The 24,099-nt window shown below is 67.1% G+C and carries 19 protein-coding genes; 9 read left to right on the forward strand and 10 right to left on the reverse strand.

The annotated features are described in order from the left end of the window. The first annotated feature begins 239 nt into the window (after window positions 1–239). The 3 genes from Q0A33_RS09555 to Q0A33_RS09565 all read left to right on the forward strand — a co-directional run bounded on the left by Q0A33_RS09555 (window position 240) and on the right by Q0A33_RS09565 (window position 7,241). Window positions 240–2,771 (forward strand): glycosyltransferase, encoded by a 2,532-nt coding sequence (locus Q0A33_RS09555; RefSeq protein ID WP_291795505.1) that lies wholly within the window; start codon window positions 240–242, stop codon window positions 2,769–2,771. Between the two features lie 176 nt (window positions 2,772–2,947). Next, window positions 2,948–5,269, forward strand: coding sequence for a CDP-glycerol glycerophosphotransferase family protein (locus Q0A33_RS09560; RefSeq protein ID WP_291795508.1), 2,322 nt, complete (start codon window positions 2,948–2,950; stop codon window positions 5,267–5,269). Window positions 5,270–5,288: 19 nt separating this feature from the next. Beyond that, a complete protein-coding gene (locus Q0A33_RS09565) occupies window positions 5,289–7,241 on the forward strand; it encodes a capsular polysaccharide synthesis protein (RefSeq protein ID WP_291795511.1) in 1,953 nt (650 codons plus the stop codon). A gap of 1 nt (window position 7,242) precedes the next feature. Here Q0A33_RS09565 and Q0A33_RS09570 read toward each other — a convergent pair whose 3' ends face one another. Continuing rightward, window positions 7,243–8,970 (reverse strand): formate--tetrahydrofolate ligase, encoded by a 1,728-nt coding sequence (locus tag Q0A33_RS09570; RefSeq protein ID WP_291795514.1) that lies wholly within the window; start codon window positions 8,968–8,970, stop codon window positions 7,243–7,245. 180 nt (window positions 8,971–9,150) lie between these two features. Here Q0A33_RS09570 and Q0A33_RS09575 point away from each other — a divergent pair, with 180 nt between their 5' ends. Next, on the forward strand, window positions 9,151–10,365 hold the full coding sequence (locus tag Q0A33_RS09575; protein WP_291795516.1) for a CDP-glycerol glycerophosphotransferase family protein: 1,215 nt from the start codon (window positions 9,151–9,153) through the stop codon (window positions 10,363–10,365). Window positions 10,366–10,404: 39 nt separating this feature from the next. Here Q0A33_RS09575 and Q0A33_RS09580 read toward each other — a convergent pair whose 3' ends face one another. Then, window positions 10,405–12,297 carry a glycosyltransferase gene (locus tag Q0A33_RS09580; protein ID WP_291795519.1) on the reverse strand — a complete coding sequence of 631 codons (1,893 nt, stop codon included), beginning with the start codon at window positions 12,295–12,297 and terminating at the stop codon, window positions 10,405–10,407. A 179-nt stretch (window positions 12,298–12,476) separates the two neighbouring features. Here Q0A33_RS09580 and Q0A33_RS09585 point away from each other — a divergent pair, with 179 nt between their 5' ends. Continuing rightward, window positions 12,477–13,934 (forward strand): polysaccharide pyruvyl transferase family protein, encoded by a 1,458-nt coding sequence (locus tag Q0A33_RS09585; RefSeq protein WP_291795522.1) that lies wholly within the window; start codon window positions 12,477–12,479, stop codon window positions 13,932–13,934. A gap of 101 nt (window positions 13,935–14,035) precedes the next feature. On the opposite strand, the gene Q0A33_RS09590 is transcribed toward Q0A33_RS09585, so the two are convergent. The 8 genes from Q0A33_RS09590 to Q0A33_RS09625 all read right to left on the reverse strand — a co-directional run bounded on the left by Q0A33_RS09590 (window position 14,036) and on the right by Q0A33_RS09625 (window position 21,175). Then, complete coding sequence (locus Q0A33_RS09590) at window positions 14,036–15,115, reverse strand: glycosyltransferase (protein ID WP_291795525.1); 1,080 nt, start codon at window positions 15,113–15,115, stop codon at window positions 14,036–14,038. Between the two features lie 104 nt (window positions 15,116–15,219). Next, the gene (locus Q0A33_RS09595; protein WP_291795528.1) at window positions 15,220–15,969 is read right to left on the reverse strand and encodes a CDP-alcohol phosphatidyltransferase family protein; all 750 of its coding nucleotides are present in this window, start codon (window positions 15,967–15,969) and stop codon (window positions 15,220–15,222) included. 107 nt (window positions 15,970–16,076) lie between these two features. Next, the gene (gene tagD / locus Q0A33_RS09600) at window positions 16,077–16,472 is read right to left on the reverse strand and encodes a glycerol-3-phosphate cytidylyltransferase (RefSeq protein ID WP_291795531.1); all 396 of its coding nucleotides are present in this window, start codon (window positions 16,470–16,472) and stop codon (window positions 16,077–16,079) included. 60 nt (window positions 16,473–16,532) lie between these two features. Continuing rightward, window positions 16,533–17,762, reverse strand: coding sequence for a CDP-glycerol glycerophosphotransferase family protein (locus tag Q0A33_RS09605; RefSeq protein ID WP_291795534.1), 1,230 nt, complete (start codon window positions 17,760–17,762; stop codon window positions 16,533–16,535). A gap of 717 nt (window positions 17,763–18,479) precedes the next feature. Beyond that, the gene (locus Q0A33_RS09610; protein WP_291795537.1) at window positions 18,480–18,665 is read right to left on the reverse strand and encodes a hypothetical protein; all 186 of its coding nucleotides are present in this window, start codon (window positions 18,663–18,665) and stop codon (window positions 18,480–18,482) included. 461 nt (window positions 18,666–19,126) lie between these two features. Next, a complete protein-coding gene (locus tag Q0A33_RS09615; RefSeq protein WP_291795541.1) occupies window positions 19,127–19,303 on the reverse strand; it encodes a hypothetical protein in 177 nt (58 codons plus the stop codon). 208 nt (window positions 19,304–19,511) lie between these two features. Beyond that, window positions 19,512–20,591, reverse strand: coding sequence for an LLM class flavin-dependent oxidoreductase (locus Q0A33_RS09620; RefSeq protein WP_291795544.1), 1,080 nt, complete (start codon window positions 20,589–20,591; stop codon window positions 19,512–19,514). 104 nt (window positions 20,592–20,695) lie between these two features. Further along, window positions 20,696–21,175, reverse strand: a complete 480-nt coding sequence (locus Q0A33_RS09625; protein WP_291795547.1) for a MarR family transcriptional regulator — start codon at window positions 21,173–21,175, stop codon at window positions 20,696–20,698. Window positions 21,176–21,349: 174 nt separating this feature from the next. On the opposite strand from Q0A33_RS09625, the gene galE reads away from it, so the two are divergent. From galE to Q0A33_RS09645, 4 genes are all read left to right on the forward strand, one after another. After that, window positions 21,350–22,309, forward strand: coding sequence for a UDP-glucose 4-epimerase GalE (gene galE, locus Q0A33_RS09630; protein WP_291795550.1), 960 nt, complete (start codon window positions 21,350–21,352; stop codon window positions 22,307–22,309). 140 nt (window positions 22,310–22,449) lie between these two features. After that, entirely contained in the window at window positions 22,450–22,683 is a 234-nt protein-coding gene (locus tag Q0A33_RS09635) for a hypothetical protein (protein ID WP_291795553.1), read from the forward strand. A 121-nt stretch (window positions 22,684–22,804) separates the two neighbouring features. Beyond that, window positions 22,805–23,485: a hypothetical protein gene (locus Q0A33_RS09640; RefSeq protein WP_291795556.1), complete on the forward strand. Its 681-nt coding sequence runs from the start codon at window positions 22,805–22,807 to the stop codon at window positions 23,483–23,485. After that, window positions 23,482–24,099 (forward strand): XRE family transcriptional regulator (locus tag Q0A33_RS09645; protein WP_291795559.1); only part of this gene is annotated, 618 nt, incomplete at its 3' end. The genes Q0A33_RS09640 and Q0A33_RS09645, both read left to right, overlap by 4 nt.

Genomic DNA, 24,099 nt, shown 5'->3' on the forward strand with positions numbered 1-24,099 from the left:
CTTCCCCCGAACTCGCCTCATCATCCGCTCATACTTCTGTCAGGAAACGCAGAGCATTCATTCCGTGAATCGCAGAATCACCGCGGTCAGGGGATTCCCACTCGGCCCCATTCCCCCTTCAAGGCGCTTTCTTGAAACCGAGATGTACAGTGCGACAGCAGGAGAAAGAGAATCCGATGGCGAATCATCGAATTCCGACAATTACGCTTCACGGCATTTCCCCGACGCAGGAGACCTCGATGGCACAGCTTTCCTTCAGGAGTCGCGCGCACAGGCGCCTCGTCGCGGAGACGGTGGCCCGGTCCCGCCGCCTCCCCGTCAGGAAGAACACCGTCCTCTACGAGGCGAACTCCGGACGGGGAGCGGTCTGCAACCCTGAAGCGATATTCCGTGCACTCATGGCAGCACCGGACATGTCCCACCTCAAGCACCTCTGGGTGCTCGAGGAGGACTGCCTGAACGATCCGATCGTCGCGGAGTTCGAGAAGGCGAAGAATGTGCGCTTCATCGAGTACAAGTCCCTCGAGTACTACTACGCACTCGGAACGGCCGGCTATCTCGTCAACAATTCGACTTTCCCGCCGGAACTCTCCAAGAGACCGGAGCAGACCTACATCAACACCTGGCACGGCACGCCGCTCAAGCGGATGGGCTACGACGTCGAAGGCGGGGGCCCTGACACCCGGAACATCATCAAGAACTTCCTGGCAGCAGATTGGATTCTGTCGCCGAACCCCTTCACCACAGAGACCATGCTGCGCAAGGGCTATCGCCTCGACGGGATCTTCCGCGGGAAGATCGCCGAGGTCGGCTATCCGCGCGTCGACCACCAGTTCCAGGGCCCCCTGGGCCGCAAGCAGACACTGGAGCGTCTTCGCGCAAGCGGGACCGTGGTGCCCGCCGGTGCGAAGATCGCCCTGTACGCCCCCACCTGGAAGGGCGCGTCCTTCTACGATCCGCTCGACGAGATGGCCTCCACGGCGGAGTTCGTCACGGAGCTCCAGGAGCGCCTCGGTCCCGGCTGGCGGGTTCTCCTCAAGGTCCATCAGCGCGTCCTCGCGCAGGCGGATGCGCATCCTGAGCTCCGCGACCGGCTCGTGCCGAACCACATCCCCGCCAATACGGCGCTCGCGGTCTCGGACGCACTGATCACGGACTACTCGAGCATCTTCTACGACTACCAGGCCCTCGAACGGCCGATCCTGTTCTACATTCCCGACTACGACTCCTACTCCGGCTACCGCGGCCTCTACCAGGAGCCCGCGGACTGGCCCGGCCCCATCGTCACCACTGTCGAGGCCGCGGCGGAGGCTCTCCTCGCAGCTCCGGACGAGGCCGTGACGGACCGCCTCCGCGCCGCGCGGCAGACCTACAACCCCCACGACGACGGACGAGCCTCGCAGCGTGTGGTGGACCTCGTGTTCCGCGGCAAGGACCCCGGCGGGACCGTGATCTCCGACTTCTCGGACGGGCGGACGAGCCTGCTGCTCTATCCCGGCGGCCTGCTGCCCAACGGCATCACGAGTTCGTGCGTCAACATGCTCAACTCCCTGGACTTCGACCGCTTCGACGTCTCCGTGGCGTACGGCCACAGCACCAAGCCGGATGCGCTCAGCTTCCTCAGCCGGATCGATCCCCGCATCCGCCTGCTCCCCCGCATAGGCCGCTTCACCACGGGCAAGAAGCCGCTGGAGCAGGTGCTCGGAGCCGAATTCCCCTGGGGAGACGACGCCCGCGCGCCCCGCGCCCGGAAGGACTTCCACGACGAGTGGCGGCGCTGCTTCGGAGACGCCCGCTTCGACCACGTCATCGACTTCTCCGGGTACGGACCTCTGTGGGCGGGGATCTTCGCCGCCGCGCCCTCGGGCGTGAAGTCCATCTGGCAGCACAACGACATGGTCTCCGAGGTGTCCAAGGAGATCAACGACTCCACGCCCCACGAACGCCGCCTCAAGCAGGTCTTCGACCTGTACAACGACTTCGACACAGTGGTCGCCGTGTCGCCCAGCCTCTGCGAGCTCAACCGTGCCGGGCTCCAGCACTACGCGCCCCACACCGCCTTCACCTACGCGCGGAACCTCATCGACGGCGAGGCGGCTCTCGCCCGAGCCCGCCCGCGGTTCGAACTGCAGCGGCCCCAGGCAGAGGCTCCGCAGGGCGCGGATCTGCGGACGCAGGTCCGCCTGCTCACCGATGCGTACGGCGGCGAGGCCGTCGCCCAGGCGGTGGAGTTCGAGACCGTGCTCTCGACGTTCCTGCCGCCGTCCGAGGACACCACCTTCCTCACGATCGGCCGGATGAGCCCGGAGAAGAACCAGGCGAGGATGATCCGCGCCTTCGCACAGGTGCACCGGGAGAACCCGGCCACGCGTCTGGTGATGGTGGGCGACGGCGTCCTCCGCGAGAGTCTGCGATCGCTGGTGCAGAGCCTGGGGCTCGGGGATGCGGTGGCACTCACGGGCCAGGTGTCCAATCCCTTCCCGCTGTACGAGGCAGCCGACTGCTTCGTCCTCTCCAGCGACTACGAGGGGCAGCCGATGGTCATCCTCGAGGCGAGGGTTCTCGATCTGCCCATCGTGTCCACGCGGTTCGCCTCCGTGACGGATGCGCTCAGCGACGATCAGGGGCTCATCGTCGATCGCTCCGACGACGCGCTCGCCGAGGGCATGCGCGCCTATCTCGCGGGCGCCGTACCGCAGCAGGCGTTCGACTGGAAGGCGTACAACGCCCAGGCGCTCGGCGAGTTCCTCTCCGCGGTGAGGGCCGCGTGAGTCCCCGCCGCGCGCGCCGTGCACTCACTGCGCTGGGACAACGCCTCACCGCACGGCTGCGGCCGGACGGACAGGAGAGGACGGCCTCACGTGCAGAGAGGGCCGGGAGCCCAGAGAGTGCGACGGGGACTACGGCCTCCGCTGCGGCCCCGGTGGCCTTCGGACCCGTGCACGGTGTGAGAGCTGATCTGCGCGCCGTGCACTGGGAGGGCCCCGAACTCCATGTGGAGGGGTGGGTGACGGTGGACGGCCGTGCGCGGAAAGCACCCCCGGTTCTCCGCGTGTTCATGGTCCCCGCCGGCGACGAGCAGTCGTTCGACGATGCCGCGACCCTCCTGGCGGCCGGAACGGAGCTGAGGACGGAGCCCGCTCCCTGGCTCGACGTCAACGGCTTCGTGGACAAGAATCACGATCTCTCCTCCGCGGCCTTCCGCGCCGTGTGCCGGGTACAGGATCTCTGCGATTCCCCGCACGGCCGGGTGCAGCTGGTCGTGCAGTACGACCGGAAGGCCGCGCAGGTGACCTCCTTCACGCACAGGTACGGCTGGGGTTCGGCAGGCCATCTGCAGGCGCTCGTCGTCTCCGGCCGGCGCCTGGCACCGGAGTGGAGCGGGGAGCGCGGCCTGTGCCTCGTCCGGTCCTCACCCGCGGCCTTCGCGGACGGGCCGCCGCAGGCGCAGGGAGAGCAGATCGTGGTGCCCCTCCGGCTCGTTCCGGACTTCGTGCCGGTGAGCGCCGGGTGGAGCCTGGAGAAGGCCTCGTGCCCGGTGCCCCTCGACCTGTCCCGCAGTGCTGACGGCCGCAGCGAGCTGCGGATCGGCGCAGCCGGGCACACCCCTGCCTCAGGGTCCTGGGCCATCGCGCTGACCGGCGGCGACGGTGCGCGGCGGCACGTGCACTGGAACAGCACGGACTGGGAGTACGTGCCTGTCTCCGGCGGCGCTCTCGAGAGAGGGACGGGCGGTCTGGTCCGGCTCACCCGTGCACCCCGTCGCTGCCCGGCGGCGGAGGTGACGCTCTCCGACGGGCGTCTCGCGATCACCCTGGCTGCGACGGCACCGGACTCCGTCTCGCATCTGCTGCTCCGCGGCGCACGCACGGAGCTCCGCGGTGAGCGCGCGGAAGCGTCGCGCTTCAGCATCCCCCTGGCACACCGCGCGTGGCAGGCGGAGGTGGACGCACCGCCCTCCGGCGGGTATCGCGCCTGGGCCGTGCTCGAGGACGGGGACGAGGTCCCCGTGGTCCTCACCGGACCGCTGAGCGCCCGGACTCCGCTCCCCCTGCAGGATCCCTCCGCCGCCATCCGCGCAGAGCATGCGCCGGACGGACAGCTCTACTTCGACTTCGCCGCGCCGCTCGGCCCCGACGAGAGGGGGCGCAGCAGCCGCAGATCGCTGGCCTCGGCCTGGACCGGCCCCGGCAGGCCCTCCCCCGCCGGCGGTGTGTTCCTGGAGTCCTGGTACGGCAAGACCGTCTCGGACAACCCTCCGGCCCTCCTCGAGGCGCTGCAGGCGGAGGGCGTGCCCGGCCCCTACTACGTCACGGTGGCGGACCGCTCGGTGGAGTACCCGGCCCAGGCGGAGCCGGTCATCGCGGGCGGCCGCGCGTACTGGCAGGCACTGGGCGCCAGCAGACTGGTCGTCTTCAACACCTGGCTGCCGGGCGGGTTCCGGAGGCACAGGGACCAGTACATCGTCCAGACCTGGCACGGCACGCCCCTCAAGGCCCTCGGTGCGGACGTGCCCCACCGGCGCGGCAAACCGGAAGCGGTGGAGCGGCTGCGGAAGGGCTCCCGCGAATGGGATCTCCTCCTCTCCCAGAACCCCTACTCCACGGAGATCCTCCGCCGCGCCTACGCCTTCGAGGGCGAGGTCGCGGAGACCGGGTATCCGCGCAACGACCGTCTGAGCGGCAGCGGACGGAATGCGCTGCGTGCGCGTGCCCGTGCGGACCTGGGCCTCTCCCCCGAGGCCGCGGTGGTCCTCTACGCCCCCACGTTCCGCCCGGAGGCCAAGGGCAGCCTCGGCCCCCTGGACACGGCGGGGCTCATGGCGCGCCTTCCCAAGGACGCCGTGCTCCTCGCCCGGGGCCACAGCGTCACCCTGCGGCGGGGGAAGGACCTCAGGAGCGACCGGGTGGTGGATGTGACCTCGTATCCGGAGCCCGCGGACCTCATGGCCGCGGCCGACTGCCTGGTCACCGACTACTCCTCCATCATGTTCGACTTCGCCGTCACGGGCAGGCCGATCCTGTACTTCACCCCCGACTACGAGGACTACCTGGAGACGGGCAGAGGCGGGTACTTCGATCTCGCCGCTGAGGCTCCAGGGCCGCTGCTGCGCACGGAGAGCGCGCTCGCGAAGGCGCTCACGGACACCCTGTACGGAGGCTGGGCCCCGTCCGAGGCCTACAGACGCTGGCAGCGGGAGTTCGTTCCCCACGACGACGGGGAGGCCGCCCGCAGACTGGCCGCCCGGATCTCCGCGGCGCTGCGCTGAGACCGATCAGGGAGGAAGCATGTCGACCATCGTCAATCTCGTTCCCAATCCCGGCTTCGAGCAGACCGCTCCCGGTTCCCGCGGCCGCTCGGACTTCGAGCTGCCCTATGCGGAGGGCGGCCTCTACACGCACGTGCACAACACCGCCCGCGCCTCGACCGCCTGGTGCGCCGGCGGCCGGCAGTCGGTGTTCGTGGAGGGGACGAGCCGCAGCAACGACACCCACATCGCTCCGGGAGGGCGGAACGAGGAGGGCACCTTCCGCCTGGGCATGCGCCCGGGCGAGACATACACGGCACAGGTCACCGTCCACCTCGAGGAGCGGCTCCGGGGCGCGCTGCACAAGGACGCCCTCACCATCGCGCTCGGCTGCGTCATGGGAGGGAGGACGGACTGGCGGGTCGCGGTCTCGGAACCGGCGCCCAACAGGCCGGGGACACGGCAGCTGACACTCACCTTCACCGTTCCGGCGGAGGCCACCGCCGCCTGGAACCGCCTGGTGTGCGGCATGAGCGCAGGCGCAGGCGGAGTGCACTGGGACGACGTCATGCTCACACAGTCGCCGGGCGCCCTCCCCTATTTCGACGGAGACACACCGGAGGACGCCTGCTTCACCTACGGCTGGACCGGAGCGAGGCAGCTCTCCCCCTCCACGCGGACGCTGAAGGACCCGGACCTGCTGCTGCGCGATCCCGGGACGCGGGAGCCGTTGGACGAGGAGCAGCTGCAGGACGTCTGCCGCCTGCTCGCGGAGGCGGGCACGGCGGAGGAGCTCGCGCTCGTGTCGGAGCACATCAGGCGGCTGCCGACGCTCACGGAAGAGACGGCGAGGCCGCTCACGGCGATGCTCGGGGAGGCTCAGGAGCGCATGGAACGGAGGCGCGCCCGGGTCTCGGCCTCGGCCGGTCTGGACCGCGTGCCGGAGCACCACGTGCAGAAGGCCCGCGCGCTGCTCAACGAGCGGCGGTGGCGCTCCGCCGCGGCCGCCTATGAACGGGCTGTCGCCCTCGCTCCGGAGGACGCGCAGCTGCGGTACGAGCTCGCCGAGGCTTACGACCGGGTGCGCGACGACGCCTCCAGCCTGCGGGTGTGCCGGGAGGCGGTCGCGCTCGACGCCCCGCTGCCGTTCGATGCGCTCGCCGCGCTGGAGACCTACCCGCGGGCATTCCGGGCGAGGAGGACCACGGGTCTCTTCGTGGCGGAGCGGCTCGCGGAGATCAGGCGCCGAGCGGATGCCGCCCCGGGAGGGGAAGGGAGCGTGGGCGACCCGCTCCCGGTCTTCAGCTACTGGGCACAGGGCAGGGCCGCAGCGCCGCCCCTGGTGCAGCGCTGTCTCGCACGGATCGAGGAGGCCGCGGAGGGCAGTGCGCACGTGCTCAGCGATGCGGACCTCCCCTACTATGTGAGCATCCCCCGGAATATCGAGGCCGCGGTGGGGGCGAACAAGACGTACTTCTCGGACATCCTCCGGGTCGAACTGCTGCACCGCTACGGAGGCGCCTGGCTGGACTCCACCTGCTGGCTGGGCACGGCGGCGGCGCCGTTCCTGGACCGTTGCCTGACGGCCGGTTTCACCGCCCCGAGCTACACCGGGCCGCGCATCTCGAGCTGGTTCATGGCGGCGCGGCCGGGCAGCCGGATCGTCGCACTCCTCCGCTCCGCGCTGCACCTGTGGTGGGAGGAGCGCCCGTACCTGCCGCACTACTACCACCTGCATCACGTGTTCGAGATGCTCTACCGGCTCGACGAGGAGTTCCAGCAGGAGTGTGATGCGGCATACGCCCCTTCGTCACAGGCCGCGCACGCGTTCCACGCACGGCTGCTGGAACCGCGCAGCGGTGTGGACGTGGAGGCGATCCTCCGCCGCTCTCCCGTGCAGAAGCTCCGCTACAAGTACGACCCCGCGGCGGTGACGCCGGACCTGCTCGTCGCACACCTGGTGCGCGGCGAGGCCTCCCTCGTGCTGCGCTGACTCAGAACAGCCCGGTGATCTGTCCCTCGGCGTCGACGTCGATCCGCTCTGCGGACGGCGAGGCGGGCAGGCCCGGCATCGTCATGATGTCACCGCAGATCGCGACGATGAACCCCGCTCCGGCGGAGAGGCGGACATCGCGCACCGTGAGCGTGTGGCCCTCCGGTGCACCGCGCAGCGAAGGATCCGAGCTCAGCGAGTACTGGGTCTTCGCCACGCACACGGGCAGCTCCCCGTAGCCCTCCGCGACGAACCGCCGGAGCTTCGCGGCGACGGAGGAAGGGATGTCCACTCCACCTGCCCGGTAGATCCGGGAGGCGATCTTCCGCAGCTTCTCCTCCGGGCTGTCGCTGAGCTCGTAGGAGCGCCGGGGCGTCCTGTCCTCTCCGGAACCGGACTCGCGTTCGGCGGCCGCGGCGATGACGGCATCGGCGAGGTCGAGAGCGCCTTCACCGCCGTGCGCCCAGTGCTCGGCAGGGACCGCTCGCACCCCGAACTCGCGGAGATGCGCGACCGCGGCCGCCACCTCGGCGTCCGTGTCGCTGGGGAAGCGGTTGAGGCTCACGACCGGGGTGAGCCCGTAGACCTCCCGCAGAACGGTGAGGTGGTGCTCGAGGTTCGCCATGCCGGCGAGCATCGCCTCGACGTTCTCCGTCTCCAGATCCGCCTTCTCCACCCCGCCGTGGTACTTGAGCGCCCGCACGGTCGCGACGACGCAGACGACGTCCGGCCAGATGCCGGCCGACCGGGTCTTGATGTCGAGGAACTTCTCCGCGCCCAGATCTGCTCCGAAGCCGGCCTCCGTCACCGCCCAGTCGCCCAGTGCCATCGCCGCACGCGTGGCGAGGACGCTGTTGCAGCCATGGGCGATGTTGGCGAACGGCCCGCCGTGGATGAATGCCGGGGTGTGCTCGAGGGTCTGGACGAGGTTGGGGGCGAGGGCGTCGCGGAGCAGCGCGGTCATGGCGCCCGCCGCGCCGATGTCCGCGACCGTCACCGGCTTCCGGTCGCGGGTGTGCGCGAGGACGATGCGCGAGAGCCGTTCGCGCAGGTCCGCAAGACTGGTGGCGAGACAGAAGATGGCCATCACCTCACTGGCGACGACAATGTCGAAGCCGTCCTCCCGCGGCACTCCCCCGTTCAGCCCGCCCAGGCCGATCGTGGTCCCCCGCAGCGCGCGGTCATTGAGGTCGACGACCCGCTTGATGTGGATGCGGCGCACGTCCACGTCAAGGGAGTTGCCGTGGTGGATGTGGTTGTCCAGCATCGCAGCGGCGAGGTTGTTGGCCAGGGCGATGGCGTTGAAGTCCCCGGTGAAGTGGAGGTTGATGTCCTCCATGGGCACCACCTGCGCGTATCCGCCGCCCGCGGCGCCGCCCTTCATCCCGAACACCGGGCCGAGGCTGGGCTCACGGAGCGCGAGGACCGCGTTGCCCGTGGCGGGCTCGCCGGCCGCCGCGCGCCGCCTGTTGCGTTCGTTGAGGCCGTCCGCGAGGCCGATGCTGGTGGTGGTCTTGCCTTCACCCGCCGGAGTGGGGCTCATCGCCGTGACGAGGACGAGCCGACCGGGAGTGCGTTCCTGCTCGATCCGTTCGAGAACGGGGAGCGGGACCTTCGCCTTCGTCCAGCCGTAGGGGACGAGATCCTCCGTGGGCACTCCGACGGACTCCGCGATCTCCGTGATCCGCTTCAGCGACGCTGCCTGTGCGATCTCCAAGTCGATGCTCATGGGGCCATTCTGCCTGAGAAGCGGAAGGCGGATCACCTCCGCAGAAGCGCTGCTGCGCGACTGCGGGCGACCATTACATAGGATGGATCCGGTTGAACGATAAACATCCGGAGGAACAGCATGCAGGACTGGCTACGCAGGCAAGCGCGATCGCTTGTGCGTTCACGCCCCTGGACAACCGTGAGCCAGTGGATACGCGGGGGTGCACGCGGACCGGCGGCGGGACACGAGATCCACGGCGTACCGGTTCCGGGGCAGGTGGTCGCCTACTTCGGCGACAACGCGGACAAGATCTACCAGCTGACCCAGTGGCTTCCGATCCTGGAGCAGCTCAATCAGCATCACCCCACCCTGCTGGTGTTCCGAAAGCTCAACGCGCTCCGCGCAGTCAAAGGAATGACGAAGCTCCCCATGGCGTTCGTTCGACGGTTCGACGACCTCGCCACTCTGTACTACGAGAACGACTACAGACTGGTCCTGTATGTCAACAACGGCGTGACGAACTTCCAGTCGCTTTCATATGCACCAGCGGTCCATGTGCACATCAACCACGGCGAGAGCGACAAGCTCAGCATGGTCTCGAATCAGGCCAAGGCATACGACAAGACCTTCATTGCAGGACCAGCCGCGCTCGAACGCCACAGGGCAGCACTCCTGGACTTCGACGAGAGCAAACTTGTCCCTGTGGGCCGCCCTCAGCTTGACATAGATCGAGAACCAGCTCTTCCCCCTTCCCGCGGTCGCACCCTCATGTATGCCCCTACCTGGGAGGGTGAGAACGACACCAACAACTACACGTCCATCGACAAGTACGGCGTCGCCATCATCAAGGCACTTCTGGAGATCCCGGATTCGAGGATCGTCTACAAGCCTCATCCACGCGTGGAGGAGACCGACGACGAAGCGATGGCTGCAGCCGATGCGCAGATCAGGGAGCTCATCCAGAAGTCGAATGCCGACAGAGCGCATGATCGCCACCTGATCATGATGTCGGGCGACATCCTCGCCATGTTCAGCCAGGTGGATCTGCTGGTGACCGACATCTCCAGCGTCGGCCTGGACTTTCTCTACCTGCGCCCGGAGAAGCCGCTGATCCTCACGGATCGCCGGAACGATCGAAGGGCGCTCAACCTCGAATCACCGATAAGCAGAAGCACGCCCATCATCGACGGCTCCTCCGTGTCGCGTACTGCTGCACTCGTCGAGGAGGCACTGGCCTCCGACAGGCATGCCGAGGAGAGAGCGCACCAAAGAGCCTTCTACTTCGGTGAACGAGAGATCGGTTCCTCGACCGCGGACTTCCTCAGCGCAGTGGACAGGCTGATCGAAGAGCGCGCCGAGAATCTCTCCGCCTTCGTCCGCCACCAGGGAACCAACATGGAGGCGGCGGACTGAACTCCTCCGCCTCCCCACTCCGGGCGGGGCGGGAGCCGTTCAGCCGACCCGCGCGCTGAGATTCCCGTGCACTGTCGCATACAGCTCGAGATTCCCGCCCGGCCGCTCTGCAGCAGCCGCGTCGATTGCGCCCTCCGCCAGGCTCAGACGAACACGCCGTGAACGGCCCACGGTCGTCAGCCAGAAGTCGTAGATGGCGCTTGCCGCCGTGAAGCGGGAGAGAGGGATCTCAACGGCAAAACGACGCTCTCCGCCGTCGATGCCCTGCGCCACCTCCACGTCGAAGCCGAAACGACGGTTCCGGCTTGAAGCACGGAGCCGCATCTCCGCAGAATCCTCCGTCCAGTCTCCCAGCAGCTGCCCGCAGAGAGAGACAACGGGTTCGTCGGCAACTTCGTCCAGATGCGCCCGCGTCACCACTGCACCGCTGCCCACCTCAGCTCCCGCCGGCCGGGAGGCGGCCAGCTCTGCGCATACGTCAGCCCACATCTGGGAAACCGTCAGATCATCGAAGCTGCGCGCCTTGCGCTGAGCCGCAGCCCTCATGGACGCCAGCCGGTCCTCATCCATCGTCACCACCGACCTGATGGCGTCGGCAAGGGCGCGGTGATCTCCCTCCGGAACCACCAGACCGTCCACCCCATGAGTGATGACATCGCGCGGCCCGTACCTCACGTCGTAGGCGATGGGGATGCAGCCTGCAGCCATCGCCTCGACGAGCACCAGAGGCAACCCCTCGTACTTGCTGCTGAGCACGAGGAACGAAGCTTCGGCAAGCTTTGCGGAGGCATCCGGATCGTACCCCTTCAGCTCGATCCGGTCGCCCATCTCCACGCGTTCGATGAGCGCTGCGATGTCCTCCTCCAGAGGACCGGACCCGTACACGTCGATCTTGACTCGTGCCGCAGGGTCCGCATCGTCGAACTCCGCGACAGCCTTCACCGCATGATCGACCTGCTTCTGCTCGCTCAGGCGGGCCAGCATGACCCCACTCGTAGCCGGGCGAGCTTCCCGGGGATCCGGCAGAACGTCCGCGATGTGCCGGGAATTCGGCACCACAAACGTCCCGGACTTTCTCGCAAAAGCCGCCAGGAAGTCTTCCCGCTGCCGATCTGTGAGAAATGCCAGACCATCAAATGACTCATGCTCGAGTATGATATCCGATCTGGACTTCGTGAACGGCCCGTAGGGAGTCACTGCGTCACCGGACAGGTGGGGATTGTGAAACACTTGGACGGTCTTCACATGAGAACGGCGATAGTATCGGAGGAAGCTGCCTGCGAACTTGGAGTCATTCACCAGTACAGTCGGCTGATCGCCTACAACAGAATCAATCCACCTCAGATAGAAGTCCCGCGCCTTTGACCAGTGCGCCACGGGCGCTCCCCGCCGATTCAGGAGAATGAGACCGCCCCCGGACTTCCTCTCATCCCGAATATAGACACTGCCATCGGCTCGCAGGTGCTCGATGCACCGCACTTCACCTTCGTCGTCGACGAGCGTACGGCGCCTGGAGCTCTCACTCGAAACGGACAGTCCCGCACTTCCGCTGGAATCCGACGTGGTCTGAGCTGAAGCTCCGGCGAAGACCGACAGCTGCCGATCGGTCATCACCGCCACCTCGGACCAACAGTTCCGCAGGGAAACGCCGTCTCCCAACCTGCCTGCGCTCTTCAGCTCGGCGGCCTTGGCCGTGATGTCCAGTGAGGAATCGAATGTCAGCAGCGGGATGGAAAGGGCTCCAAGTTCCGCAAGCTTCGACGAGCGGCGGAGAAGCACGCTGGTCAGACCGCCGAAGTCTTCAGGTATGCCCCACGTCATTGCCACATATCTGACCGGAGGAAACGACACCACGGGACTGGCTGCGGGTTCGCGTCGCACCATACGGGACAGACGCTGCCTGAAGGCCTTCATCAGTCCCTCTGACGCCATCTCCACACCTCCGATATACGAATTTCAGGGCAGTTGAACCTTATCACCCGCCACGGCGACCGCGGGCACGTCGCCCGCCTCCCCGTCCTCGTTCAGCTCGCACACCGGTAGCATTGAGGCCGACAGTCTCAGGAGCCGGCCCAGAATGCCCTCCTCGAACCGGCGAAGGAACCCACCGCATGGCAGACATCCTCATCCGAGCCACGCCCTCTCCGCTCGAAGCGGTCGGCCCCAGCGACATCTGGAAGCTCAACGCATATCACAACAACAGCGGAAACGTCGCATTCCCCTTCGGGCTCTTCCGGCATCTCACCACCGGCGACAGAAATGTCGTCTCCGACTGGTACGGAGCACGACTGCCCGAACCGGAAGAAGTCAACGAACGCTTCGACATGTACGTCCTGCCGATGGCCAACGACTTCGGCGGACACTTTGCCGGCGAGATGCTGCGCATGGCGAAGTTCATCGAGAAGCTGAAGATCCCGGTGGTGGTCGTCGGCATCGGGGGCGCATTCGGCATCGATGACAGCTTCGACAGTCCGAAGCCCTTCGACGACACCGCTCGGCGCTTCATCAATGCCGTCCTCGAGCGTTCCTCGAAGATCGGCCTTCGCGGGGAGATCACCGGACGCTACCTGACCTCCCTGGGATACAAGGAAGACAGGGATTTCCAGGTCATCGGCGATCCGACGCTCTACAACCTCGGGTCCACCCTGAAGATCAAGCCCTTCAGCTACCACCCTGACATGCGCATTGCCTACAACATGACGCCCAAGGCCCCGCAGGCCGCGCTCCGTTTCCTCAACTCGATCCCGGACAACTTCGAGAACACACTGTATGTCCCTCAGGACCTCGGTGATTTCTCCAAGCTCTATGCGGGCATGATGGATGTGAACGCGAATCCCCATCGTGACACCGTCGACAACTACCCCAATTCCCTGACAGACTCCCCTTTCCGCACGGGAAGAATGAGCTTCTTCACGAATGCCCCTTCCTGGATCGAGGAGATGAAGGGGTACGACCTCTCCATCGGTACGCGCATTCACGGGAACATCCTGCCCACCCACGCCGGAACTCCGTCCCTGACTCTCATGTACGGATCACGCTTGAAAGAGCTCGCAGACTACCACCATCTTCCGCGCAAGATGGCTGACAGCATCGACCCGGACATCTCGCTGGAAGAGCTCGTCAGCGACGTCGACTTCCACGAGCCGGAGAAGTTCCACGCAGAGAACTTCGCCCGCTTCGTCTCGTTCCTCGATGAGAACGAGATGACGCATTCCTATCGCCAGGCGGGCACCAGCGCAGAGCTGCCCTTCGATGCCGCTCTGAAGCAGGTTGAGGTGCAGGCTCCCATTGGCCCGGTGACGGCACTGAATGATCTGGAAGAGATACGCTCGCGCCTGGCACTGGGCCACGACATTTCGCGCGAGAAGGTCATTGCGCAGAAAGCTCGCTTGAAGCGCATGATGGCGGAGATCCAGCATCTCAAGGCCGAGAACAAGTCCCTCAAGGACGAGAAGAAGACCCTCAAGGCCGAACGCCGCGAGGCCCTCCGCCTGGCTGCAGCGAGAACCCCCCGAGGCCTGGCCGGTCGCGCGAAGAGGAAGATCACCAAGGCTCTGCGTATGAGCTAGCCGCCTGGAACGTTCCGAGCTGCCTATCGGAGGGAGGAAAGACCATCCGATAGGCAGCTTTCCATGTTCCGACTTCTTTCACGAAGATCGCGACACGATCTTCAGATGATCGGCGGTCGGCCCTGGATCGACATCATCAGCAGCCCCCGCCCGGAGAGCTTCTTCTGTTCCTCGTCAGCACTCCACGGATCCAGACGCCAGCCGTCCCTCCAGCCGGTGAACCATGCGCGGAGCTGCTGCGGCTTCTTCGCCCACCGCAGGCACTGCACAAGGGTCCACGAGCCCACGTAGGCCCAGCTGATGGGGAACGGCAGATTCCTCCGCGCGAGCCACACGCGGTTGCGCGCGTTCATGTAGAAGTACTCGTCGTGGCGCTTGGGGTCGATCACCGGGTGGGCGACCTGGATGTCCCCCCGGTACCAGACCTGGTAACCGGCGTCCCACACCCGCCAGGCGAGTTCGATGCCCTCGTGCGCGTACCAGAACGGCGCCGGCCAGCCGCCGGACTCGTCGAACGCCCTCCGCTGCAGGCAGATCGCCCCCTCCCAGACGGAGAAGACCGTCGAGGAATGCTCCGGGGACCCCTTCCGCAGGCGCGGTATCCACCGAAGCGGCGCATCGTCCCTGCTCGGATCCGTCACCTGCGGCTGGATCAGTCCGATCTCCGGCTTCGCCCGCATCATCTGCGCCATACGGAGAAGGGTCGTGTCGTCGGGCAGCCACGCGTCGTCGTCGAGGAAGAAGAGGAACTCACCGCGCACGTGCGGCACACCTTCGTTCCTGCCGGCAGGAATGCCCAGGTTCTCCGGAAGCGCCAGGGTGCGCACTCCGTCGGGCATGCCGACGGGTTCCCAGCCGTTGCCCACGCAGATGACGTCGAGCTCCACGCCTCGCTGCGCGAGCAGCGAACGGAACCCTCGGTCCAGATCCTCCGGGCGCTTGCCCTGGGTGAGAACCACGACGCCGAAGGTGTAGGGAGTTCCCGCGGAGGCCTCAGTGACGGCCGGCGATGTGGATGCACGCTTCCCGACGCCGCGCACCGGCAGGGCCTCGCCGTCCACGGACGGCACAACCTCGAACGCCTGCGCGGACTCCGCAGTCTCCGCATCACGGAGGACATGGGCGTCCCGGCGCAGGCGATCCTCGTCTGCGTGACCGCCGGCCCCGTGCTCGATCAGCATGGAATCCGGCAGTGTGCCCTCCGGTTCGCCTCCGGGTGAAGGGCCATCGGCCAGCAGGCGCGTGCGGGAGCCGCTGGGGTCCGCGGAGCGGCGACGACGCGGACTCATCCGAGCCTCCTCGACGCCATGATCGCAAGGAAGTGCCCGGCTGTGGAGAGCGCGCACAGAGGCACCAGCGCGAGGATGAGGAACCGGTCCGCGGAGATGCCGATGTCAGGCACCAATCCCACCACCGCGGCCAGCACCGCGAGGATCGACATCTCCACGGAGTGATAGATCCGGTGGAAGGGAACGAAGCGGGCGATGGCCTTCGCCTTGGCCAGCGCTCCTACGGAGATCGCCGTGGCCTGTGCCGTGTCCGGCAGCTTGTCCAGCCCGTTGAAGGCACGGGCCACATGGACCATGTCGTTGAGCGCCTTGTTCAGCAGGACGAACCAGCCCAGTGCCAGCCCCGCGACCACGTAGGGATACGCACTCCCGGGATCCGTGCGCAGCTGCGTCAGATCGCCCACGGCGCGGAAGCCGAGCGCCACCGCCACAGCGCCCTCCGTGGTGTAGTGACCCACCTTGTCGAGGAAGACGCCCTTGGCCGACCTGGTGCCGCGCCAGCGTGCCACCTCACCGTCACAGCAGTCGAAGTACAGCTGCAGCTGGGAGAAGAAGAGTGCCAGCAGGGCCCCCCAGATCCCCGGGATGAAGAGTGCTGCGGCGATGGCCCAGCCGGAGAGAATCATGAGGCCGGTCACGCCGTTGGCGGTGATGGGCGTCCTCACCAGGAGCGCGGTGAAGTAGATGGAGATGTGCCGCAGATAGAGTTCAGCGGTCCAGTGCTCGGCGTTCTTGCGCGACCTCACCTCGGGAGGCTGCGCAACCGCCCTCAGCTCCTCCAGAGTAGGTGCCGTTCTGCCCACTGCCACCGCTCTCAGCCCCTTCTCTGCGCCCACCGTGCCCTGCGGCCGGTTCAGGCGGTCCGGGAGCCGAGGTCGTTCTTGATCTGCGTCGTGGAGATCTCAGGGGTCCGCGGAAGGTAGACGACCTCCACCTGGTCCTTGAGGAAGTCGAACTCACCGGTCCAGTCGTCGCCCATCACGAAGGTGTCGATGTGGTACTTCTCCATGTCAGTGGTCTTCTGCTCCCAGTTCTCCTCCGGGATCACGAGGTCCACGTACCTGATCGCCTCGAGCATGTTCTTGCGGTCCGCGTAGGGGAAGTAGCACTTCTTGCCCTTGCCCTCGTTGAATTCATCCGTGGAGAGCGCCACCACGAGATAGTCGCCCTGCGCCTTGCACCGCTGCAGCAGGCGGATGTGACCGTAGTGGAGCAGATCGAAAGTACCGTAGGTGATGACGCGACGCATAGGTGGTTCCATTCAGTTCACAGATGGGCTCACTCATGTTATCCCCGCGTTCACATCGCTTCAATCCGAAGTGAGCCGTCTCTCGCGCTCCTCAGCCACCGCAAGGACCGCACCGATGAATCTCTCAATCTGCCGTCCGGGTGCGGTGTCCCCCAGATAGCGGCCCGCGACCTCGGCCGTTCCCGCGGCGAGATCGACGAGCGCCGTCCGCATCGCGGCAGCCCCCGCCTCGGCGGCATCGAACGAGGGCACCCGGTCGAAGAGGCCGCCTGCCTGAACCGTCGCCCGGGGATCCGAGGGCCGGATGAGGACGAGGGGCTTACGGGTCGTCAGCCAGTCGAAGGCCACGGACGACATCTCCGCGATGCACCCGTCTGCGGCCTGGAACTGCCAGCCCACGCGCGGCGTCGAATCGACGAAGCCCCCTGCCTCACGCACTGCCGTGCGGATCTCCTCGTCCGCTTCCTTGAACGACTTCTGCAGGTAGCCGGTGCGAGGGTGTGGACGGTAGATGATCCGGGCATCCGCCTCCGTGAGGGCTCGGACGATGCGCGGACCGGATTCCGGCAGCGTGCCGTAGGCCATCGCCGGAGAATCGCCCTCCCACGTGGGCGCCCAGAAGACGACCGGTCCGCGCTTCACCGGACTGCCCGCAAGGTGGTCCTGCCACTCCTGGGGGACGGGCGCGGGAGCGTCGAGCTGCGGCCGGCCCACGTCGATCGTCTTCTCCGGCCCGAACCCGATGAGCTGCGTCATCAGCCTGTCCCGTGCCGCCTGTCCGGCGGTCAGCACATAGTCGTAGCCCTTCAGCTTGTTGGAGACCATCGAGGACTTCTCGCTCTCCCCGTGGGAGAGATGCACGTGCGCAGGCCGCGCATAGTCGAGGGCCTGGAAGTTCTGCGTGGCCTGATTGACGTAGAGGACGCAGCGCACAGTGTCATTGCCCAGCAGCGCGTCCACCTGCGCCATCCATCGCCCAAACCGCACGGGCAGATCTGTGAGCCGGGCGATCCGCTCCGCAGTCCTCGCTCCACGGCACAGGATCCCCACCGAGGTGTGCTGCGCCAGCTGCTCGAGCGGCCACAGCCACTGCTCCAGCTGATATGCGGACGCCGCGTCGCCGGCGAAGTGCACGACCACGGTGAAGCGGTCGTCCGGGCGAGGAGCGAGAGACTTGGAGACCTTGGGAGCGGCCAGCCGGTCCGATGCGATCTCGGCGACCTTGCGGGACACCGTGCCCGCACGCTCCACGGCAGAAGAGACCGTGCGGACGATGCCACTGCGCCGCACTGAGGAAGGGCGCTGAGCAGACGGGGGACGCTGAGCAGACATGCCTAGTAGGGTGCCACATCCTCTTGTCTGGACCACACATACGCCTGCGTCTCTCCACCTGCCCGGATGCGTACCGGCCTCGACCTCCACGAACCCGGACTCGCCTGTCCGTGCTCGGCGATGCACCTCAGGGCGAACTGAGAACTGCAGGATTCGGCTCCATGGCCTCCTGCAGCAGCTGAAGGCCAGCGGCACACTCATAAGTGGGATGTGCTCACACGTCTCATCGAACAGCGAGCCCAGAGGGCACCAGAATGAGCTTCGCGTATAGATCGCCTCATCCCCGGCAACCCTGGACCGCAGCCGGTCCGTCTCGTCAGCAGTGGAGCGCAGCAGGGTGAGGCCGAAGAACTCCGGCTTTGCGCCTCGCTCCAGCCAACGGCCGAACCCCAGCAGCAGCGAGCGGCTGATCTGTTCCCGGGGAACGCCGGTCTCCTCAAGGAACTCGCGATTCGCCCCATTGAGCACAAAGGACTGCAGATCGCAGTCCGCACCCTCTGAGCCCATGAAGTCGCGGAGTTCGAGGCTGTCGGAACCGGAAGGAGCGAGGAGCCCCCTGCTTGAGTGATTGTCGGGACTCTGCCGGACGATGAGGACCTGCCCGCTGCTGAACACTGCCAGCGCGGAGACGCCCACGACGTTCGCGAGCTCCCTGCTGGCCAGCGGATAGAGGCCTCAGTCCCCGTCGTACAGGTACTCCCGGCGGACGCCCCATGACTGCCCGTCCGGTGCGATCTCCCATCGCATGAGCTCGTTGGAGCACAGGTGGCCGAAGAAGCCGGCAGGCTGAAAGGGGGTGATGTGACTGCCGTCCTCCCGCAGGTCGCCGAGCATGCGTACGCAGGGGCCGTTGAAAGGCATGGATCCGTCCGTCGTCTTCCGGAGGATGTAGGGAGCGGTTTCCCGCAACCGCTGCGGCAGCCTGTAGCCCTATGCCCGCATGCGTGCGCTCCACGTCTTCCCTGACAGCATCTGCCGATTGAGGTCCCGGCTGTGGAGCCTCGTTCCCCTTGCATGCGGACTGCTGTCCGGAAGATCCCGATCCACGGGACGCGGCCCGGTGAACACCGGATTGCGCTCAACCAGCTCCGAGTCACGGAATCTGCCTCGCAGACCCACCCATTCCTGGAGCACGGCAACCACGCCGAAGAGCAGCCCTGCCACACCCAGCCCCAGGAGAGCGATGTCAGGGAGCCACGGGATGGGCGCGATGGCTCCCACGATCGCACCGAGCATGCGCTGCGCTCACAGCGCAGGGCAGTGGAGCGGTCAGTCTAGCGACCGGCCCCGTGCGGCGGCTGCCTCAGCGGAACTCGCACCCCTCAGAACCCGTACGCGGCCTCCTTCTCCTCCCGGATCTGGGAGTAGGTGCGGGTGAGCACGAGGGTGTCCTCGACGAGGCGGTCGATGCGCTGGATGACGTCCTCACTGACGATCTGGTTCCGGTGCAGATCCTTCTCCTCCACGAAGACGTAGGGCGAGACCACCTGGGCCTTCATGTACGTGAGGATCGGCAGGAGGTGCTGCTGCGGGATGAGGTAGTGCTTGGCGGATCCCGCCGTCGCTGAAGACCATGTCCGCCTCGGCGAGGTCGATGAGCGTGACGTCCACGGACGGGTCCTGGGCCATGACCGCCCGGGTCGCGCAGTCCATGACGGTGCGCGTCTTCGTCCCGACGTTCGAACCGGAGAGGACGACGAGTCTCACTCAGGCCGCCTCCTTCGCGGTGTACTTCTTCACGGCCGGGATGATCTCCGAGCCGATCGTCTCGATCTGCTTCATCACCCTCGCGTAGGGCATGCCGCCGAAGTCGATCTGCCCGAGGTAGCGCTGGTGACCGAAGACCTCGTGCTGGTGGAGGATCTTCTCCACGATCTGCTGCGGACTGCCGATGTTCACGATGCTCGCCGGATCCACGCTTTGGGCGAAGAGCTGCTTGGGCATGCCCTGCCCGTTGGTCCGCTTCATCCCCTCGTTGATGTGCGGGTAGAGCTCACGCAGCGCCTCCTGCGAGGTGGGAGCCGTGTAGAGGAATCCGACCGTCGAGAGCGGAAGGGAAGCGGGATCGAACCCTCGGTGCCGCGCCGCCTCGCGGTAGGCCTCGACGGTGGGCCTGAATGACGAGGTGGTCCCTCCCAGGTGCGCCATCATCATCGGCACCCCGGCGAGGCCGGCCTTGACCGCGCTCGCCGGGGCGCCGCCCACCGCGCGCCAGATCGGCAGGGGGTCCTGCGCAGGGCGAGGGAGCACCTCGGCGTCATTGAGGGGCGCCCGGAACTGCCCCCGCCAGGTGACCCGCTGCTCCTCACTGATCTTCAGCAGCAGCTCGAACTTCTCCTCGAAGAGCTCTTCGTAGTCGCGCAGGTCGTAGCCGAGGAGTTCGAAGAGACCGATGCGGGAGGCGCGGCCAGCCACGAGCTCGGCGCGGCCTCCGGAGAGGTGGTCGATCGTGGCGAAGTTCTCGAACACCCGCACCGGATCCGAGGTGCTGAGGATGGTCGAGGTGCTGCCGATGCGGATGGAGGACGTGGCCTGCGCGATGGCACCGAGGATGACGGCATGGGCCTGCGAGGCGAAGTACTCCTGGTGGCTCTCCCCCAGACCGAAGAAGTCGAAGCCGGCCTCTTCCGCCGCCTTCGCGTAGCCGACGAACTCGCGGATGCGCTCGCCCGGGCCCACGCGGGAGCCGTCGCTCGGATCGGGCAGATGATCACCGAGGCTGTACATACCGAACTGCAGCCCCTTGCCGGGGTCGATTCCAGCGCTCTTCATCAGGCTCTCGCTCATGGTCCCTCTCAGTGACGGGAGACCGCCCGGGGGCGACCCCACAACTCTCATTTGCCATGTCAACTGACAGATCGCGAGAACTATTCCTCAGTGATCCGAGAGGCTCAGGAACCCGCTGCGTCCTCCGGGGATGCCTCGCCGCTCTCCACCGCGGGCCGGCGGACGCGGCTGTGCTCGTAGAGCTTCTTCATCAGCCGGTGCAGCTGGCGCTGTTCCTCTTCGTCGAGGACATCGTCGAAGAGCGCCGCCTGCTGCCGGAGCTGGGAGGGGAAGGCTCGCTCGAGGAGGTCACGGCCGGCCTCGGTGAGGGAGATGTGCTTCGTCTTCCAGTCCGGCTCGCGGACGATCAGGCCCTCACGCTCCAGCCGGGAGAGCATCCTCGAGACTCCGCCGTCGCTGACGGTGAGGCCCCGGGCGAGCTCCGACTGGGTGATGGGCTGGAAGTTCCGGATGTGGGCGAGCGCCTCGAACTGGGCGACGGTGAGGCCGAACCGGCGGAGGTGGCTGTTGGAGATCTGGTTGCTGTTCTGGACGAAGCGGGCCATCCGCAGCCAGATCAGCGTGCTCAGAGACAGATCCTCCACGCCGCGCCCTCCCTGCATTCCCTGCACCGATGTGGCGCTCATGTTACCGACGCACAGGACAGTCCCAGCCCTCGCGGGCGCGGAAACATGCGCGGGAACCTCCGTGCTCGCTACGCTGAGCGGGTTCGCCGCACAGGCTCTCCGACCACCGTCCACGCGTAAGAGGATCCCACCATGAAGCTTCTCGTCACCGGAGGCGCCGGCTACATCGGCTCCGTCGTCACCTCCCAGCTCCTGGACGCCGGCCATGAGGTCACCGTCCTCGACGACCTCTCCACCGGGCACCGGGAGGCCGTCCCGGAGGGTGCGGAGTTCGTCCAGGCGCGCATCCACGACAGCCGGGACCACGTCCTCGGGCGCGGGTACGAGGGCGTGCTGCACTTCGCCGCGAAATCGCTGGTGGGCGAGTCCGTGTCATCCCCGGAGCTGTACTGGGAGAACAACGTCGCCGGCACCTTCTCCCTGCTGGAGGCCCTCCGCGAGGCGGGCGTACCCCGGATCATCTTCTCCTCCACCGCCGCTACCTACGGCGAGCCCGAGGCCTCCCCCATCACGGAGCAGACTCCGGCGAACCCGGTGAACGCCTACGGCGCGTCCAAACTCGCGGTCGACCACATGCTCAGCTCCTACAGCCGCGCGCACGGCCTGGCGGCGACCTCTCTGCGCTACTTCAATGTGGGAGGAGCCCGCGGACCCTTCGGTGAGAAGCACTCCCCGGAGACCCATCTCATCCCCAACCTGCTCAGGGTCGCCGCCGGCAGCTCCGACTCCTGCCGGATCTTCGGCACGGACTATGACACCACTGACGGCACCGCGCTGCGCGATTACCTTCACGTCGTGGACCTGGGCCGGGCGCACCTCCTCGCCTTGGACACCTCGGAAGCGGGCACGCACCGGATCGTCAACCTGGGCACCGGCAACGGCTTCACCGTCCGCCAGGTGCTCGAGGCCTGCCGCACCGTCACCGGCCATCCCATCCCCGCGGTCGAGGAGGACCGGCGGCCGGGCGACCCCACCTCGCTCGTCGCCTCCAACCGCCGCGCGCAGGAACTGCTGGGCTGGCAGCCGGAGCTGGGCCTCGAGGAGATCGTCGCGGATGCCTGGCGGTTCATGCAGGAGACCGGCGCGGCCTGAAGCCCCACCGAAGCGCTGGCCGCGGGACGATGCTCTCACAGAAGCAAGGTGTCTTGAAAAATCAGTCGGCATGTCCCACTCTGAGAGGGCGCATATGCACGCCCGCGTATGCGTTCGTCCAGCAGAGCACAGGAGGAGACATGGCAGTCTGCGACACCTGCGGAAACGACTACGAGAAGTCCTTCACCCTCACGCGGGCCGGGCAGTCGAAGACCTTCGACAGCTTCGAGTGTGCGATCCACGCGATGGCACCGCGCTGCGCCCACTGCGAGTGCATCATCCTGGGTCACGGGGTGGAGTCCGAGGACTCCACCTTCTGCTGCTCGCACTGCGCCAGGGAGGCCGGCCACGTGCAGGCGCGCGACAAGGTCTGAGGCCGCAGCCGCACATCCGCCCGGCCTACCCGCACACGCAGCGCAGGAAGATGTACCGCCCTCCACGGCGGTGCATTTTCCGGTTTTGCGCACTAGACTGAGGGCAGCGGAAGGAGCTCCCATGATCCCCGAGCAGCTTGCAGATGCCCGATGCACCACGGACCAGCAGACCGTCGCCGCGCTCGAGGCGGTGGGCCTGACGGCCGAGGACCTCACCTCGGCAGTGGCCGCGGGAGTGCGGGCGGCGGGACGGATCACCGCAGACCACCCGGTCACCGCTCCCGGCTTCACGCTGTGGTCGGAGACTGTCGCGCACCTGCGCCACACCCTCGGCGAACGCGGGTGGAAGCGCGTGAACCCGGGGAACTCGCCGCAGGTCGTCTCCCCCGACGGCCGCATCGCGCTCATGCCCGTCCGCGGCAACCATGCCACCGGCGTCTCACCGGATGTGGAGCCCTCCACCTTCCGCCACCGCGGCCCGGCCACGGTGGACGCCGTCCGCCGCAATGCCCAGACCGGCCTCTCCCTGCTCACCCCGGAGACCGGACCCGCGGACGCCGCCACACCCCACACCTGGTTCCTCCTCTACCACTGGTTCGAGGACAGCCCGGAGTTCCGTGCAGAGCTCTCCCTGCCCCTCCTCTCCGGCAGCAGCGACGACGAGCCCGAGGCCGTGGTCTTCTCCCGGTGGCGGCGACGCATCCTCCTACCCCCGGTGAACACCTCAGACTTCGAGGTGCCCATGAACCCGCGCCGTCACGACGAGGACGACGTCGCCTTCGACATCGACGAGATCGCGTGAGACTCGAACCCACCCGCATCACCCTCGCCCGCACCCGCGCCGGACTCACCAAGGCGGCGCTCGCGCAGAAGCTGGGGGTGGGGCCGCGCTCCCTCACGAACTACGAGACCGCCGGAGCGCCGGAACGCCTCGCCCCCGCTCTCGCGGAGGCCACCGGATTCCGCCCCGGCTACTTCTCCCGCGAGGAGGTGGAGCCCCTCGACGAGGACCGCGCCTTCTTCCGCGCCCGGCGGCGGACCTCGGCGCGCGTCCTCCACTCCGCCGTCGCCGCGGGCCGGACCGGGACGGAGCTGTACTCCCTCATCACGGAGAGGTTCCGCCTCCCCCGGCTGGATCTGCCCGATCTGAGCGGCATGGAGCCGGAGAGCGCGGCCGTCACCATCCGCGCCCACTGGGACCTGGGCGTCATGCCGGCACCCAACCTCATCCAGCTGGCGGAGTCGAAGGGCGTGCGCGTCCTGGGGCTGCCCGGCTCCACCTCGGACGTGGACGCCTTCAGCGTGTGGGACGGCGGGGCGCCCTTCGTCTTCCTGTCGCGGCAGAAGACGGCGGAGCGCGCCCGTTTCGATCTCGCCCACGAGCTCGGCCATCTGCTGCTCCACTCCAGCTCCGGC

It is taken from the genome of Brevibacterium sp., from assembly GCF_022712115.1.
GTDB lineage: Bacteria > Actinomycetota > Actinomycetes > Actinomycetales > Brevibacteriaceae > Brevibacterium > Brevibacterium salitolerans.